Raw genomic sequence first — 15,917 nt, forward strand, 5'->3', positions numbered from 1 at the left:
GCATGCAAATTCCTTTTATCGATTTGAAGCAGCAGTATGAACAGAATAAAGAGGAGATCCATCAGGCGATTACGAGTGTACTGGAGTCCACAGCCTTCATCATGGGACCACAGGTGGCTCAGCTGGAGAAATCATTGGCGGAGTACACTGGGGCCAAGCATGTACTTGCCTGTTCCAGCGGTACCGATGCGCTGCTGCTAGCTCTTATGGCCCTCGATCTTAAACCCGGGGACGAAGTCATCACTTCTCCCTTCTCTTTCTTTGCGACAGCAGAAGTCATTTGTTTGCTGGGCGGTACCCCTGTATTTGTCGACATCGATCCTGTAACGTATAATTTAGACACGGAGCGCCTGCAGGAGAAAATTACAGCTCGAACGAAAGCCATTATTCCGGTAAGCTTGTATGGACAATGCGCAGACATGGATGAGATTAACGAGATTGCCGGAAAATACAATATTGCCGTAATTGAGGATGCTGCCCAATCTTTTGGTGCGGAGTACAAAGGCAACAAATCCTGCAATTTGTCCACCATTGGCTGTACAAGCTTCTTCCCGTCTAAGCCATTGGGCTGCTACGGAGACGGTGGCGCTATCTTTACGAATGATGATCAGCTTGCCCAGAAAATGAGATCCTTACTGGTGCACGGCCAATCCGCCCGTTATCAGCACCGCTATATTGGGATTAACGGTCGTATGGACACCTTACAAGCAGCGATTCTGAATGTGAAAATTAAGTACTTTCCCGATGAGGTACTGGAGAGAGACAGAATTGCCAAAAGATACACAGAAGGTCTCCGTCCAGCAGTTGACTCGGAACGCATCGTGACACCTGTTATCAAGAGCGACCGAACCAGTGTATATGCTCAATATTCGATCCGGGTGAAGGACAGAGAAGCATTCATTGCCTACTTGAATTCCAAACAGATCCCAACCGCCGTACACTACCCAGTGCCTATGTACCGGCAAGAAGCACTCAGCTGCCTTCAAATCGATCCGAAAGAGTACCCTGTTACGGAGCAGGTATCCCGAGAAATTTTAAGTATACCAATGAGTGCATTTCTGACTGAAGATCAGCAGGATTATATTATTGAAACCATCCTAAGCAGGTGATACAGATGAGTACACCGGTCTTCATTCATCCCTCGGCTCATGTATCTGAGCGCAGTCACATCGGAGAGGGCACGAGTGTCTGGATCAACTCGCAAATTCGTGAGGACAGTATTATTGGTCGTAGCTGCATCATATCTAAGGATACGTATATCGACAAAAACGTGCGTATTGGCGACCGCTGCAAAATTCAAAACGGGGTATCGGTTTATCAGGGAGTCACCGTGGAGGATGATGTATTTATTGGTCCCAATGTCACTTTTACCAATGACCGAGTGCCCAGGGCCTTTAATACGGAGTGGAAGATTACACCTACCCTCGTTAAGAAGGGTGCAAGCCTGGGGGCCAACTGTACCATCATCTGCGGGGTGATGATTGGCGAATATGCCATGGTTGCGGCAGGAAGTGTCGTGACGAAGGATGTGGAGCCGTATACTCTTGTTAGAGGCAACCCCGCGAGATACGCCTATCATATCGATAAGGATGGGAATAAGATTGACTAACACATTGAATATTGGTCTTATCGGATATGGGTATTGGGGTCCTAACCTGGCAAGAAATATTACGGATACGGATGGTGTAAAGCTATATGCGATCTGCGAGATGAACTCCGGTCGCATGCAGCGGGCAAAATCCTTGTACGGCGGGAACGTAGAGCTCTATACGGACGAATACAGGACTATACTTGAATGCCCGGAGATCGATGCCGTTGTGGTTGCAACGCAAACCGAGCCAAGTTATCAGATTATTATGGATGCTCTCGATGCGGGGAAGCATTGCTTTATCGAAAAGCCGATTGCTTCCACCGTCGAGAGAGCGGAAAATATTCATGCCAAAGCCAGACAGCACGGACTTATAGTTCATTGTGATCATATAATGGTCTTTAATCCCATCATACGTTATGTGAAGGCTATGCTGGATAGCGGCGAGCTTGGAGATTTAATGTATATTGATATTTCCCGAATCAACCTGGGGCCTATCCGCAAAGATGTGAACGCGATGCTTGATCTGGCGGTGCATGATATTGCAGTTATCGACTATTTGTCTTCGGGACAAACTCCACTTACCCTTTCTGCATTGGGACAAGTCCTGTATGGCGATCAAGAATCGATAACGTACTTGACCTTGAAATACCCTCAATTTATTGCTCATATTAAATCAAGCTGGGTATCGCCACTCAAGGAGCGTCGCATGATGATTGCCGGCACGAAGAAGATGGTTATCTTCGATGATGTGAAGCTGACGGAAAAGCTGATGATCTATAATCATGGCTTTGATGTAACCAATTATGAGGAATACGGTCACTACGAGGTCGAAACTCGGACAGGTGACATCTTTATCCCGAATATTAAGAATGAGGATTCTCTCAAAAATAGCGTTATGCATTTCATCGAATGCATCAACAACGGTCAAGCTTCCTTAACGGGAACGGAGCACTCCATTCGAGTGATGAAGATTCTCGAGGAAGCCATGAAGGGACTAAGGACGTGATGCTTGTGAACAAAATTCCAGTAATGAAGCCATTCTTTACACAGGAAGAAAAAGACGCCATTCATGATGTTCTCGACAGTGGATGGGTAGCTCAGGGGCCGAAGGTGGCTGAGTTCGAGCGAATTATAGCCGCGCACGAGGGTGTGCGTCATGGTATTGCTACGACATCATGCACAACCGCGTTACACTTGGCTATGGTTGCTCTTGGATTGGGCGAAGGAATGGATGTAATTGCTCCATCGTTTACATTTGTAGCTACAGTCAATTCCATTCGTATGACAGGAGCAACACCACTACTGGCAGATATTGAACAAGCCACGTTTAATATAAATCCAGAGCATGTACGGCAGTTAATCAATATCTACTATGTAAAAAAAGAAGATGGATTATTTCATAAACAGACTGGGAATCGCTTATGGGGAATAATTGCGGTGCATCAGTTCGGCCTATGTGCCGATATGAATCGAATCAATAAGATCGCCGCGGAATATAATCTTATGATTATCGAGGATGCAGCCTGTGCGGTAGGAGCCCGAATCGGGTCTGTCTATGAAGGTGGATTTGGCCATGCGTCTTGTCTAAGCTTCCATCCCCGTAAGTCTATCACGACGGGTGAGGGTGGTATGATTCTTACCAATGACGATGCCTTGGCGGAGAGGTTGCGGACCCTGCGAAGTCATGGAGCTTCGGTATCCGCAGACCAGCGACATACGGGGCAGGGCTTCCTTCTACCGGAATTCAATGAGATAGGTTTTAACTATCGCATGAATGATATCCAAGCAGCAGTTGGCATTGCACAGGCTCAGAAGTTGGATTGGCTGCTGGAGGAACGCAACAGAAGAGCGTCCTTATACACATACTGGATTCATGAGAAGATACCTTTCCTGATCCCGCCAACAGTGCCGGAAGGATACTATCACACGTATCAATCCTATGTTTGTATGATCGACCCTAAAGGCCTGGGCATTAACGATATTGACGCTCTTGGAGATTACAGAAATAAACTATTGGCTGGCCTGGAGGAGCTTGGTATTTCCACACGCCAAGGAACGCACGCTGTCCATATGTTGGGCTATTACAAAGAGCAGTATGGATATACGCCGCGAGATCTTCCTGTGTCTTATACGGCTGATCGTTTGTCCATCACCTTGCCATTGTACGTACAAATGACCGATGAAGATCAAAAGGCTGTTATCACTACCATACTGAAGGTAGCTAGTGAAATAAACGAGATGTCGGAAAGATAGGGGACTCTTTATGTTGGATATAGCAGGAAAACACGTTCTAGTTACCGGTGGAGCGGGCTTTATTGGGAGTCATTTATGCGATTTATTGCTTGCGCGGGGGGCGGGGAAAGTTGTTGTCCTCGATAACTTTTTCCTGGGCAAACCGGAGAACCTGGAGTTGGCCTCTAAGGATCAAAGGTTGATCGTCTACCGTGATGATGCGAGACATTATGGAGTAGTTCGTTCAGTCGTGGAGAAAGAGAAGATCGAGGTTGTTTACAATCTCGCGACTATCGCTTTGAACTACTCTTTTTTCAATCCATTTGATGCCTACATGGTTAATGTCCAGATAGCTAATGTGTTGTTAGAGCTCATTAAATCAGGTGCCTATCAAACGCTAATTCATATTTCGTCGTCTGAGGCATATGGGACGGCACAATATTCTCCTATGGATGAGAACCATCCGATGAATCCTACTACTCCCTACGCAGCAGGTAAAGCGGCAGCAGACTTATTGGTGCATTCCTTCTATCATACGGAAGGCATTGATTGTTCCATTATCCGACCTTTTAATAACTATGGTCCCCGACAAAATTCGCAAGGTGCACTAGCTGCTATCATTCCGCTTACCGCACAGCGAATTCTTAATGGTGAATGTCCTGTAATTGAAGGGGATGGAGAACAAACCAGAGATTTCATTTTTGTACAGGACACAGTAAGGGCTATGCTGTTAGCTTATGAAAATGAGGCGTGCCGCGGCAAAATAATCAATCTCGGTTCAGGTGTAGATATCTCCATCAACAGACTTATCCATCAGATCTGCGATTATTATAGCTACAAGGGTGAGATCGAACGAAGACCGGAGCGCAAATCAGACGTGAAAAATCTGTGTGCCTCTGCTAAGCTGGCCCAAGAGATACTTGGTTTTTACCCTGAATATGATTTTGAGACGGGTCTTAGGCTGACCTTGGATTGGTATTCCGGCACCCTGAGGAGTTGAGAAGCATGCGCTCATTCATGCAGGAAATTCAAGAGAAGCGGGAAGAAATGAAAAGTACGTGGAATCGGGTGCTTCCTACGAATGAGCTGCTCTTTGACCGTTGGGCGAAAGCGCGGTACATTGGTGCGGGAGACGGGACAAGCATCTATGATTCCAGTATGATCCTCGGCGAGGTGCAGATAGGTGAAAATACATGGGTTGGACCTTTCACCCTCCTTGATGGTTCGGGTGGTGGACTGACCATTGGGAATTACTGCAGTATATCTGCGGGAGTTCAGATTTACACGCATGATACGGTACAATGGTCCGTTTCCGGAGGAAAGCAACCGAGAACAACAGGGCCCACAAAGATTGGTGACCGTTGCTATATAGCACCAATGTGTATCATCTCCAAAGGTGTTACAATTGGGACAGGTTGTGTAATTGGCGCCAACAGCTTCGTCAATAAGAGCTTTCCTGACTATACCATCATTGCGGGTACTCCTGCCCGCAAGATAGGCGAAGTCCGCTTAGACGAAGACGGGAATGTGACGCTGGATTACAGTTACAAGTCGCAGGATCACTCCTGCTAGGAGGAAACAGAAGGATGGAGACGATCACCCATAGAGGCAAGGTTCTGCAGGTATGCAGTCGGTGTATATATGATGAGACCATCAGAGGGATTTCGTTTGATGATGCGGGTGTGTGCAATTTCTGCCACATGATGGATTCGCTGCTGGAGCAGTATCAAACAGGAAAACCTGAAGGGCTCCGCAAACTGAATGAAATCATCGAACAAATCAAACGTGACGGAAAAGGCAAGAAATATGACTGTGTCATCGGAGTTTCTGGGGGCACAGATTCTTCATACTTGCTGGCAAAAGTCATTGAGTGGGGCCTTAAACCGTTGGCCGTCCATTATGACAATACCTGGAATACGGCCATTGCAACGGAGAATATTCGGAAGGTGCTCAGCAAGCTGAATGTTGATTTATATACGTACGTTGTAGATAACAAAGAGGCCGATGACATCTTTTTATCCTTCATGAAGGCAGGCGTACCGGAGCTCGACGCATCAACGGATCTTGCTTTGGCAGAGGTGATGTATAGAGCAGCCTCCAAATATGGAGTCAAGTACGTCATTGAGGGGCACTCCTTCGTAACGGAGGGAATTGCACCAATTGGAAGTATGTATTTTGACGGAAAATATATTCAATCCATCCACCGGCAATTCGGCCGTTTGCCTATGAAGACGTATCCTTTAATGCATTTTGCAGCGTTCATGAAATGGACATTGTTTAAACGAATAAAGAAGATTCGCCCCTTCTGGTACATGGATTACTCAAAGGAACAAGCCAGGGAATACTTACAGAAGGAGTTCGGGTGGGAATATTACGGCGGGCATCATCTGGAGAACCGGATCACGGCCATGCAGCACACGTACTACAACTACGTAAAGTTTGGCATCGATAATCGCAATCTTAGCCTGGCCGCGGCTGCTCGTTCAGGCAGTATGCCGAGAGCCGAAGCGATGGATATTTATTTCAATCAAAGCCCAACCGCTGAGGAAGGTTTGCTGACCTACTTCAAGGAACGGATGAATCTAACGGATGAACAGCTTCACAGCTTGATGAGTATACCAAATAAATCTTACAAGGACTATCCTACGTATAAACCTTTATTTGAGTCTTTAAGGCCTCTGTTTTATATGCTGGCAAAAGCAAGTCTGGTGCCTATGAGTTTCTACCTTAAATATACCACCAAGGATCAACGGTAAAGAAGGCGGTTACTTGATAACAATTGTTAATTATGGGTTGGGAAATTTGGGTTCCATCGTAAATATGTTTAAGCGTGTAGGGGTAGAGTCACAAATTACCTCAGAGTTACTTGACATTCAGCAAGCCACTAAGCTCATTCTGCCTGGTGTCGGCCACTTTGACGCTGCTATGAAAAAAATAGATGAGCTGGGGCTGAGAAGTTTGCTGGAGCAAAAGGTAATCCTTGAAAAGACACCTATTCTCGGTATTTGTCTTGGTATGCAGTTACTGACAAACGGGAGTGAAGAAGGGGACTTGCCTGGATTAGGTTGGATTGATGCCCATGCAAGCAGATTCCCATCTCCAAAGGAAGCCAACTTGAAAGTTCCTCACATGGGCTGGAATTTGACTCAAGTCTCCAATCCGTGTCCTCTAACCGAAGGGTTCAATGAAGAGACCCAATTTTACTTTGTACATTCCTATCGCGTACATGTGAAGAATGAGAAGCACTCCATGTTAAAGACCACATATGGCATCAGCTACGACTCAGGGATTCAAAGCGAAAATATATATGGTGTTCAATTTCACCCGGAAAAAAGTCATAGATATGGGATGCAGCTCTTGCGCAACTTTGCCAAGCTGTGATGAATCATGGAACCTAGCAATGTGGAGGCAGAGAAGGCGAATGTTGAGAACCCGGATTATCCCCTGCTTACTGCTTAAAGACGATACTCTGGTGAAAACCGTTAAATTTAAAAATGAACAGTACATTGGCGACCCTTTAAATACGTGCCGCATATTTAATGAACTTGAAGTCGACGAAATGATGATTCTAGATATAACGGCTAGCAAGCGGGCAGCAGAGCCGAACTTCAAAGTTCTCCATTCGTTGGTAAGCGAATGCTTCATGCCACTTTCCTACGGTGGCGGGATCACGAAGCTCAGTCAAGCTGAACAATTATTCTACACAGGATTCGAGAAAATCATCTTAAACAGTATCTTGTACAGCGAGCCCCAAATCATTAATAACATCGCCAAGGTCTATGGTTCACAAAGTGTTATTGCCTCCATTGATGTACGCAAAGGAATGTTCTCCGGATACCAGCTTTATTCCCACTCGGGTTCGACGAAGCAAAAGCCTCGGATCTTGGAATGGGCGAAGCAACTCGAGGATTTGGGAGCGGGTGAAATCCTGCTTACAGGGATAGATAATGAAGGTACTTGGAAGGGTTTTGATACGAACCTAATAAAGATGGTTTCCGATACAGTAGGGATTCCTGTCATTGCTAATGGAGGAGCGGGAAGTATCGATCACATCGCAGACGCCGTTCGCAATGGTCATGCTTCCGCTGTGAGCTTAGGGAGCATGGTTGTTTTCCAGAACAAAGGAATGGGCGTGCTCGTGAATTTCCCTGACAAACGAAAATTATATAGTGTTTTAGCCAAGTAGCAGCTGTTACATTGGAAAAAGACCAAAGGAGAACTCCCGATGGAACTAGTACACAGATTACTTGAGGGGATAACAAATAGATCAGCAGTTCTTGGTGTCATTGGTCTTGGGTATGTGGGGCTTCCCTTATCCGTAGAAAAGGCGAAGACCGGATATCATGTCATTGGTTTTGATGTTCAGCAAAGCCGCGTTGATATGGTGAATAAAGGTGTTAACTATATTGGTGATGTCGTCGAGGATGAATTGCGGGACCTTGTCCAAGAAGGGCGCATTAGAGCAACGGTAGATTATAGTGAAATCAACAACCTAGATATCGTTGCCATCTGTGTGCCGACACCCCTAGATGAATATCAGCAGCCTGATATAAGCTATGTCAAGGCTTCGTCTGAAGAAATTGCAAAGCGATTGCGTCCGGGAATGCTTGTTGTGCTGGAGAGTACCACTTATCCAGGCACGACGGAAGAAGTCGTAAAACCGATTCTTGAAACAAGCGGTTTGGTATGCGGCACTGATTTCTTCCTCGCGTATTCACCTGAGAGAGTGGATCCGGGTAACAAAAACTTCAATACGAAGAACACTCCAAAGGTGGTAGGAGGTATAACTCCGGCTTGTACTGAAATTGCAGCAACACTGTATGAGCAGGTCCTGGAAGGTTCCGTTCACAGGGTAACTAGGCCGGCTGTTGCGGAAATGGAAAAAATCCTGGAGAATACCTTCCGGAATATTAACATAGCACTTGTTAACGAAATGGCAATTCTCTGTAACCGTATGGGAATTGATGTCTGGGAAGTAATCGATGCGGCTAAGACTAAGCCTTACGGTTTTATGGCGTTTTATCCGGGACCGGGGTTAGGCGGCCATTGTATTCCAATCGATCCATGGTATTTAACGTGGAAAGCTCGTGAATTTAACTATCATACGAGATTGATAGAGGTTGCGGGTGAGATAAACAATAGCATGCCGGAGTATGTAGTAGAACGAATTGGGAGCATCCTCAATGAGGAAGCGAAGCCGATTAAGAATTCAACGATTCATTTGCTCGGGGTAGCTTATAAGAAGGATATTGATGATTTTCGGGAATCTCCTGTTTTGAAGATCATTGATATTCTGGAAAAGAAGGGAGCACACGTCGTTTTTAGCGATACACATATTCCTAATTTTGCCTACCGCGGCAGAAAATATGAAGGGATACCTTTAACTCGAGAGAATTTGGAAGCAGCGGACCTTGTTGTTGTCACGACAGATCATACGAGCTTTGACTATGGAATGATTGCGCAATATTCTAAAGTTATTTTTGATACGCGAAATGCATTGAAAGCTGAGAAAGAACATGCCAACAAAATTTATCGACTATAAGGGAGAGCTTATGGGGCCACAGGTTATCGTTATCGGAGCAGGACAATGGGGCAAAAATTTAGTACGTACCTTCCGCGAGCTAGATGCACTGGCTGCTGTGGTCGAGTCTGCTCCCCATTTGCGAGTTGGCCTGTCCAATGATTATCCCGCTGTTCCGTTATTTGAAGATTATAAGGAAGCTATTGAAAACACGGATGCCAAGGGAGTGGTTATTGCTACGCCGGCTCCTACTCATTATGAAATTGCCAGTTATGCTTTGCAAGCTGGCAAGGATGTGTTCGTAGAGAAGCCAATCACCTTGTCTACAGCAGACGCTCAAAAGCTGGTCGAGCTGGCTGAAAAGCTGCAGCGAATCCTAATGGTGGGGCATCTTTTACTATATCAACCGGCTATCCGCAAAATAAAAGAACTCATTGAAGTCGGTTCAATTGGCTCTTTGAAATCCTTGCATCAGGAGAGGATGAAATTAGGAAGAGTACGCTCTGTGGAAAATGTCCTATGGAGCTTTGGCGTTCATGATATTGCCGTATTTTTGTACTTAACAGGGCAGGCACCTGAGCATATGGTAACAAGTAGTCAAGCCATTGTTCAGTCTGACGTTGAAGACGATTATTATTTACATCTTACGTTTACGAACGGCACAGTAGCGCACCTCCATACTTCATGGTTATGGCCCGAGATGAGGCGGCGCTTAGTCGTCATTGGCGACCAGGGAATGCTGCTGTATGACGAAGAGAAGCAGACGGTTACTCTGCATCAGAAAGGGATTCATGCGGACCTAAGTAACCGGGATGAAGGATCGGAAGTTGTATTCGAGGGAGCCGTTCAGCCTTTGAGGCTGGAATGCCAGCATTTTCTAGAGTGTATCGATCAGCGAATAAAGCCTTTGTCCGACGGGGCCAACGGCTTAGAGGTAATACGCGTATTGGAGCAGGCGTCAGCAGCGTTAAGTTCCAGTGCACCGAAAGGAATGAGTGTAGAATGACGGATTATTTTCTTCATCCTTCTTCTTATGTAGATGAGGGTGCAGTGATTGGGAAGGGAACAAGAATCTGGCACTTCTCTCATGTGATGGGCGGGGCTGCCATTGGCGAGGGCTGCAATCTAGGACAAAACGTGTTTGTTGCCTCTAATGTGAAGGTAGGAAACAATGTAAAGATCCAGAACAATGTCTCCTTGTATGAAGGAGTTATTTTAGAGGATGATGTGTTCTGCGGCCCAAGCATGGTGTTTACCAATGTCAAAACTCCTCGTTCAGCCTTCCCCCGTAACACAAGTGACGATTATTTGCCTACGCTTGTGAAAAAGGGGGCGTCCATTGGAGCCAATGCTACCATCGTTTGCGGAAGAACGATCGGGAAATCAGCTATGGTTGCAGCAGGCGCGGTAGTGACGAAAGAAGTGCCTGATTATGCGTTAGTTGCGGGGGTTCCTGCGAAGGTGATTGGCTGGATTTGTGAATGTGGAGAGAGGCTTGATTTCGGAAAGAAGGATACCTCCATTTGTTCCTGTGGAAGAACGTATATCATGCAGAGCAGTAAAGTCAGCAAACAAATTTGAAATATTTAGTACTTATTCTATAAAACATCCCCTATACCAAACCGATATAGATGATAGGACTATGTTTATTTGGAGGGGGCTTTGTATGAGTTCAGACATGTCAATCAGTATTGATGTAAGCAGAGGATTTGGAGCGGAGCGCACATCACTCGACGTGAAAGGGAAATCGGGTTCAATAGAGGCGGAGTCAGTCGCTGCGATAGCTTCTGTTCAGGAATTAAAAAAAGCGGAGCTCAAGGGTGATCCAATTACCATTAGTGATGAGCAAGTGATTAAGGCCATCGATCGTGCAATCAAGGCTCTTGAGGGTACTTCCACATCTTTGGAATTCTCCATCCATGAGCAAACCAAGAAGATTATGGTGAAGGTTAAAAATCGGGAGAACGGCGAAGTCATCAGGGAGCTTCCTCCGGAGAAAAGTCTGGATTTCCTTGCGAAGGTATGGGAGATGGCCGGCTTATTGGTTGATGAAAAGAGATAGGGGGGAGCAACGTGGTATTTAGAATTGGCGGACTAGCTTCAGGAATGGATGTTGATACTCTTGTTAGCGATCTTATGAAGGCACATCGGATGCCTGTAGAAAAGCTGACCCAAAAGAGACAGACGGTCATCTGGCAGCGAGAAAGCTATTTAGATATGAATGCGAAAATGTATGACTTTAGAAATAGTAAATTGTTTGAATTTAAAAAAGAGGGAACCTTAACGGCAAAAAAGCTAGATATAACGGGCGATACAACTACACTGACCGCTAAAGCCACCGGCACGGCCTCTACGGGAACGCTGAATGTGAAAGTAGATACGGTTGCGTCTGCTGCAATGAAATGGAGTTCAGGGGATTTTAGGGCATCGACTAATTTTAATTCCAGCAAGAAGTTAGTAGATGAGGATGTTAATCTGACCGGCAACCTTACGAAGGATGACTATTCGATTAAAATTAATGGTAAGGAAATTAAATTTAACCGGAATGAAGATTCCCTGGATGATGTAATTAATAAAATCAATAGCAGCGGCGCCAAAGTAACAGCGTATTACAGCGACGGGAAGGTTTCCTTTACTTCAAAAGAAACGGGTCTTATTAATGGAACGGGCAATATCCAGTTTGTTGACGATAGCGACTTCCTTAAGACTGTGCTGAATGTTGATCCTTCATTCAATACGGCAGCTGATTCCACTCAAGGAGTCAATGCGAAAGCATTTATTAATGGAATTGAGACCACCTCAGCCAGCAACGTAATTACCGTCAATGGCGTTGAAATTACATTGAAAGCAAAGAGTGGGGTAACACCAACTAACATTAATGTTACTTCGGATACAGATAAGGTAATTGAATCTATTAAAGGTTTTATTAAAGATTATAATGAAATGCTGAAGGCTTTACAGGATAAGGTAGGGGAGTCGAAGTATCGAAGTTATACGCCTCTGACGGATGAACAAAAGAAAGACATGAAAGAAAACGACATTAAGCTCTGGGAAGAGAAAGCCAAGAGTGGGTTGCTGCGCAACGACTCTATTCTTAGCAAAGCAATCTCTGAAATGCGATATGCAGCCGCAGGGAAAGTGGATACGGGGAATAAAGACTACACCACTTTAAGCTCAATAGGGATTGAAACGGGATTATATTCTGAGAAAGGAAAGCTCTATCTCAAGGATGAGGCTGAATTGCGAAAAGCCCTTGAGACAGACCCGGAAGCGGTTACGGCTTTATTCACGGCTAATGGCGTTGAAGGCTCCAATGGCTCGGATATTGGTATAGCTGAGAGAATGTACAAAACCTTCGAGAATGCATTGGAGGAAATCAAAGAACAAACGGGTTTAACCAGCGTATTAAATGACGATACCCTTCTTGGTAAAAAGATGTATGCTCTTGGAGTACAAATAGATCGTTATAACAGCCGGTTGGCAGATATTGAAAATCGTTATTATCGGCAATTTACTGCTATGGAGCAAGCGATTAACAGAATGAACGCCCAGTCTGCAAGCTTGGCTCAACAACTTGGCGGAAAGTAACAAATTGATGGGAGTGTAGCGGATGATCAATGCACAACGTAACAAATACCTGGAGACTACCGTTCAAACCGCAGGACCTGCCCAATTGTTAATTATGCTATACGATGGTGCCATTCGTTTTTGCAAGCTTGGGATAGAAGCTATTGGTCAAAATAATTATGCAGAAGCTAATAGAAATCTATGCCGAGCGCAAGACATTATTAGGGAATTTTCCCTTACTCTTGATAAGAATGCAGAAGTTTCAGCAAGCTTAGAGAAATTGTATGAGTATTTTATCCACCGATTAATTGAAGCGAATATGAAGAAAACTGTGGAGCCCGTTCAAGAAGTTACTCAGTATCTTATGGAATTAAAAGAGACATGGGTTCAAGCATCGAAGTTGACGTCCTTGCAGCCAGCCAATGGTGTGAAGAATGGATGAATCTATTGGTAAGCTGGAACAGCTAACGGCACATGTTTTGTCACGGATTGATACAATTGAATGGGAAGAGCTTCAGCAATTTATTGAGGTAAGAGGCGAACTGATCGATCAGCTTAAGGGCCAATCGAACTTTATGCCTACGGAAGGTCAGCAAGAACGGATACAAAGAATTTTGTCTTGTGATGAAATTATTTTACATCGGATGAGAGCTTATAAGGCAGAAGCCGAAAAGCATCTTAGCAAGTTTTCAACTGCGCAGAAGACGATGAATGCATATAACTCGATTTATACACCGGAGAGTCATTTCGTTGATAAAAAAAAATAGTTTAAGAGGCGATTATCTTCCTAAATGGAGGAAAGAATCGCTTTTTTTCATAAGTAAAAACAAGCAACGAACGTCCTGGTTGATCGTTCGTTGCTTGTTTTAGGGCTAACTGATCAGTTTTAGTACGGCTTGAGGAGTTTGATTTGCCTGTGTCAACATAGATGTTGCGCCTTGCTGCAAAATATTGATTTTGGTAAATTCCATCATTTGCTTCGCCATATCTGTATCACGAATCCGAGATTCGCTCGCACTCAGGTTTTCTTCATTGTTCTTCGTGATGCTAAGAGCGTGCTCCAAACGATTTTGAATCGCACCTAACTTCGTACGCTCTGCTGATATAGCATTAATAGCACTGTCAAATCGATCAATGGCCTGGGAAGCATTGGAGACAAGGTCGACGGATTTGATCCCTAGTTCAGTACTGTCGATTTTGCTAATACTAACGTCAATTATTTGGCTAGAGTTGCTTCCGAGATGGAACGTTAACGGGCCCGAGCCAGTAGGCGTAGTATCAGGGAGTATCAAGTTGAAGTTGGAGGTAGGTGCCGGTATCACATCGGGAACCACAGAAGCGTCATCACCGCCACCAATGGAACCGGTGTCTGCATCTGCTAAATTTAATCCTGCGATAAATGTCTCACCATCAGCTCCCCATTTAGTGTTAAAGTCAGCCGTATTAAGGAATGCACCTGAAGTTGCGTTCGTGAACGCTTGGTCCAGAGTTCTAGTGGTGTCCGCACTCAAATAAGCCAACATGTCCTGTACACCGGTGCCACCACTAGCGATAATCTCTTGATGAATGTATTTAACCGCTGCATAAGCCCCTGCATAGTCCTGAGAGGTACTCCCCCAAGCATTCGTTCCATTCGCAGCAATGGTTGCCCGATTCGCTGCGGTATTGCCGCCAAGAGCCCCGAGTTCATTCGCGAGCCGCTCGTCGGCACCATGGATGAATTCAGCAAGCCCCTCGTTAAACCATGTCGGAATCCCCGTCGTATACCCTACGTTTACTGTACGATTTAAAACGGCGTGAACCATTTCATGGGCGATAATACGGTCGTCAATGTTTCCGGCACGGTAGTCAGCCATATGTACGTGAAGCTCCAAATTCATTCCCAGTCCGGTGGGGGGCACTGATGCAGATACGTATGCAAGAACACCGCCGACATCACCTTCCTCTAGGATGATGGAGAGGTTAACACCATCTCCGGACAATCCAAATCGGTTGGTTATTAAATCTTCCGCATTCCCAAGCCATTGGTCAGTCAGTAATTGTATTATTGCAGTTTTTTGAGGGTCGGAAGTGGCCTTATCCAATAGCTTAATGGTATTGAATTCTGTAGTGCGTCCAATGCGATCGATCTCTTTGATGATTTGCTCGATTTCCTTTTGAATCGCTTCACGATCTCTTGCCGTATTAGTGTCGTTTACCGCTTGCACGGCGAGCTCACGCCCTCGTTGAAGCAATGAATGCGCCTCCTGCATACCGCCTTCAGCAGTTTGCACGAGAGAGCCAGCATCCTGGATATTACGCGCAGCTTGCCCCAACCCTCGAATTTGGCCCCGCATCTTTTCTGAAATCGCTAAGCCTGCAGCATCATCCCCCGCCTTGTTAATACGAAGTCCGGAGGACAGCTTCTCCAAGGACTTTTGAAGCTCATTATTATTTAACTTAAGGCTGCTCCACGTATTGATCGCGGAGACGTTATTCCGTATGATCATTTACTATTTCACCTCCTTTCAGTGAACGAGATCTAGAGAGTCATTTTCCATGCTCATATTATTTCCAAATATTGTATCAACATTGGCGGTGGTTACCTCAGTCCCTTTATTATCGATTTCAATTATGATAGGTCTTTAGAAGCAATTTTTATTATACTGACTATATCGACGGGCAATTGAGTATTGTTAAGAAAATTTTCTTTAATTGCAATTTGCTAATGTAGTGTAACTTCATCAATTCATACAATCACATTAACGTATCAGCCAAATTATTAATATGGACCTGTGGACAATGTGGACAACTCTGTGTATAACTTTGCGGAAAATGTCGGAAAAGCTTGATGCAGCAAGGTTTTTGTCTGTGTATACAGTTTTCCTCAAATGTTAATACTAGAATTTTCAAAATATTTCGCTAACAGGTACAAGCCTGCATTGACAGGGTAAAAATGGGATGATATAGTCAAAATATGGAGCGAAAGAAAACGCTTCATAAAGTTATTTGACAATGAAGGGAATG

The 15,917-nt window shown here is 44.9% G+C and carries 17 protein-coding genes; 16 read left to right on the plus strand and 1 reads right to left on the minus strand.

The window, feature by feature from the left end:
- The first annotated feature begins 2 nt into the window (after nucleotides 1-2).
- The 16 genes from RAC89_RS12605 to RAC89_RS12680 all read left to right on the plus strand — a co-directional run bounded on the left by RAC89_RS12605 (nucleotide 3) and on the right by RAC89_RS12680 (nucleotide 13,678).
- On the plus strand, nucleotides 3-1,109 hold the full coding sequence (locus RAC89_RS12605; RefSeq protein WP_306613864.1) for a DegT/DnrJ/EryC1/StrS family aminotransferase: 1,107 nt from the start codon (nucleotides 3-5) through the stop codon (nucleotides 1,107-1,109).
- A gap of 5 nt (nucleotides 1,110-1,114) precedes the next feature.
- Complete coding sequence (locus RAC89_RS12610; RefSeq protein ID WP_306613866.1) at nucleotides 1,115-1,609, plus strand: acyltransferase; 495 nt, start codon at nucleotides 1,115-1,117, stop codon at nucleotides 1,607-1,609.
- Entirely contained in the window at nucleotides 1,602-2,597 is a 996-nt protein-coding gene (locus RAC89_RS12615; RefSeq protein WP_306613868.1) for a Gfo/Idh/MocA family protein, read from the plus strand. The genes RAC89_RS12610 and RAC89_RS12615 overlap by 8 nt, the downstream gene beginning before the upstream one ends.
- A gap of 5 nt (nucleotides 2,598-2,602) precedes the next feature.
- Nucleotides 2,603-3,844, plus strand: a complete 1,242-nt coding sequence (locus RAC89_RS12620) for a DegT/DnrJ/EryC1/StrS family aminotransferase (RefSeq protein WP_306613870.1) — start codon at nucleotides 2,603-2,605, stop codon at nucleotides 3,842-3,844.
- A 10-nt stretch (nucleotides 3,845-3,854) separates the two neighbouring features.
- On the plus strand, nucleotides 3,855-4,823 hold the full coding sequence (locus RAC89_RS12625) for a dTDP-glucose 4,6-dehydratase (protein ID WP_306613872.1): 969 nt from the start codon (nucleotides 3,855-3,857) through the stop codon (nucleotides 4,821-4,823).
- Nucleotides 4,824-4,828: 5 nt separating this feature from the next.
- Nucleotides 4,829-5,395 (plus strand): acyltransferase, encoded by a 567-nt coding sequence (locus RAC89_RS12630; RefSeq protein WP_306613874.1) that lies wholly within the window; start codon nucleotides 4,829-4,831, stop codon nucleotides 5,393-5,395.
- Nucleotides 5,396-5,409: 14 nt separating this feature from the next.
- Entirely contained in the window at nucleotides 5,410-6,579 is a 1,170-nt protein-coding gene (locus RAC89_RS12635) for an N-acetyl sugar amidotransferase (RefSeq protein WP_306613875.1), read from the plus strand.
- A gap of 13 nt (nucleotides 6,580-6,592) precedes the next feature.
- Nucleotides 6,593-7,204: an imidazole glycerol phosphate synthase subunit HisH gene (hisH, locus tag RAC89_RS12640; protein WP_306613876.1), complete on the plus strand. Its 612-nt coding sequence runs from the start codon at nucleotides 6,593-6,595 to the stop codon at nucleotides 7,202-7,204.
- A 40-nt stretch (nucleotides 7,205-7,244) separates the two neighbouring features.
- Nucleotides 7,245-8,009 carry an AglZ/HisF2 family acetamidino modification protein gene (locus RAC89_RS12645; RefSeq protein ID WP_306613878.1) on the plus strand — a complete coding sequence of 255 codons (765 nt, stop codon included), beginning with the start codon at nucleotides 7,245-7,247 and terminating at the stop codon, nucleotides 8,007-8,009.
- Between the two features lie 39 nt (nucleotides 8,010-8,048).
- The gene (locus RAC89_RS12650) at nucleotides 8,049-9,365 is read left to right on the plus strand and encodes a nucleotide sugar dehydrogenase (protein ID WP_306613879.1); all 1,317 of its coding nucleotides are present in this window, start codon (nucleotides 8,049-8,051) and stop codon (nucleotides 9,363-9,365) included.
- Entirely contained in the window at nucleotides 9,340-10,350 is a 1,011-nt protein-coding gene (locus RAC89_RS12655) for a Gfo/Idh/MocA family protein (protein ID WP_306613881.1), read from the plus strand. Before RAC89_RS12650 ends, RAC89_RS12655 begins: the two co-directional genes overlap by 26 nt.
- The gene (locus RAC89_RS12660; protein ID WP_306613883.1) at nucleotides 10,347-10,925 is read left to right on the plus strand and encodes an acyltransferase; all 579 of its coding nucleotides are present in this window, start codon (nucleotides 10,347-10,349) and stop codon (nucleotides 10,923-10,925) included. Before RAC89_RS12655 ends, RAC89_RS12660 begins: the two co-directional genes overlap by 4 nt.
- An 85-nt stretch (nucleotides 10,926-11,010) precedes the next feature.
- Complete coding sequence (locus RAC89_RS12665) at nucleotides 11,011-11,406, plus strand: flagellar protein FlaG (RefSeq protein ID WP_306613885.1); 396 nt, start codon at nucleotides 11,011-11,013, stop codon at nucleotides 11,404-11,406.
- Between the two features lie 11 nt (nucleotides 11,407-11,417).
- A complete protein-coding gene (fliD, locus tag RAC89_RS12670) occupies nucleotides 11,418-12,932 on the plus strand; it encodes a flagellar filament capping protein FliD (protein WP_306613887.1) in 1,515 nt (504 codons plus the stop codon).
- A 22-nt stretch (nucleotides 12,933-12,954) separates the two neighbouring features.
- Nucleotides 12,955-13,353 (plus strand): flagellar export chaperone FliS, encoded by a 399-nt coding sequence (fliS, locus tag RAC89_RS12675; protein ID WP_306613889.1) that lies wholly within the window; start codon nucleotides 12,955-12,957, stop codon nucleotides 13,351-13,353.
- Nucleotides 13,346-13,678, plus strand: coding sequence for a flagellar protein FliT (locus RAC89_RS12680; RefSeq protein ID WP_306613891.1), 333 nt, complete (start codon nucleotides 13,346-13,348; stop codon nucleotides 13,676-13,678). Before fliS ends, RAC89_RS12680 begins: the two co-directional genes overlap by 8 nt.
- Before the next feature lie 105 nt (nucleotides 13,679-13,783).
- Here RAC89_RS12680 and RAC89_RS12685 read toward each other — a convergent pair whose 3' ends face one another.
- The gene (locus RAC89_RS12685) at nucleotides 13,784-15,400 is read right to left on the minus strand and encodes a flagellinolysin (RefSeq protein WP_306613893.1); all 1,617 of its coding nucleotides are present in this window, start codon (nucleotides 15,398-15,400) and stop codon (nucleotides 13,784-13,786) included.
- Between the last annotated feature and the right edge of the window lie 517 nt (nucleotides 15,401-15,917).

The sequence above is a fragment of the Paenibacillus sp. GD4 genome, from assembly GCF_030846225.1.
GTDB lineage: Bacteria > Bacillota > Bacilli > Paenibacillales > NBRC-103111 > Paenibacillus_G > Paenibacillus_G silviterrae.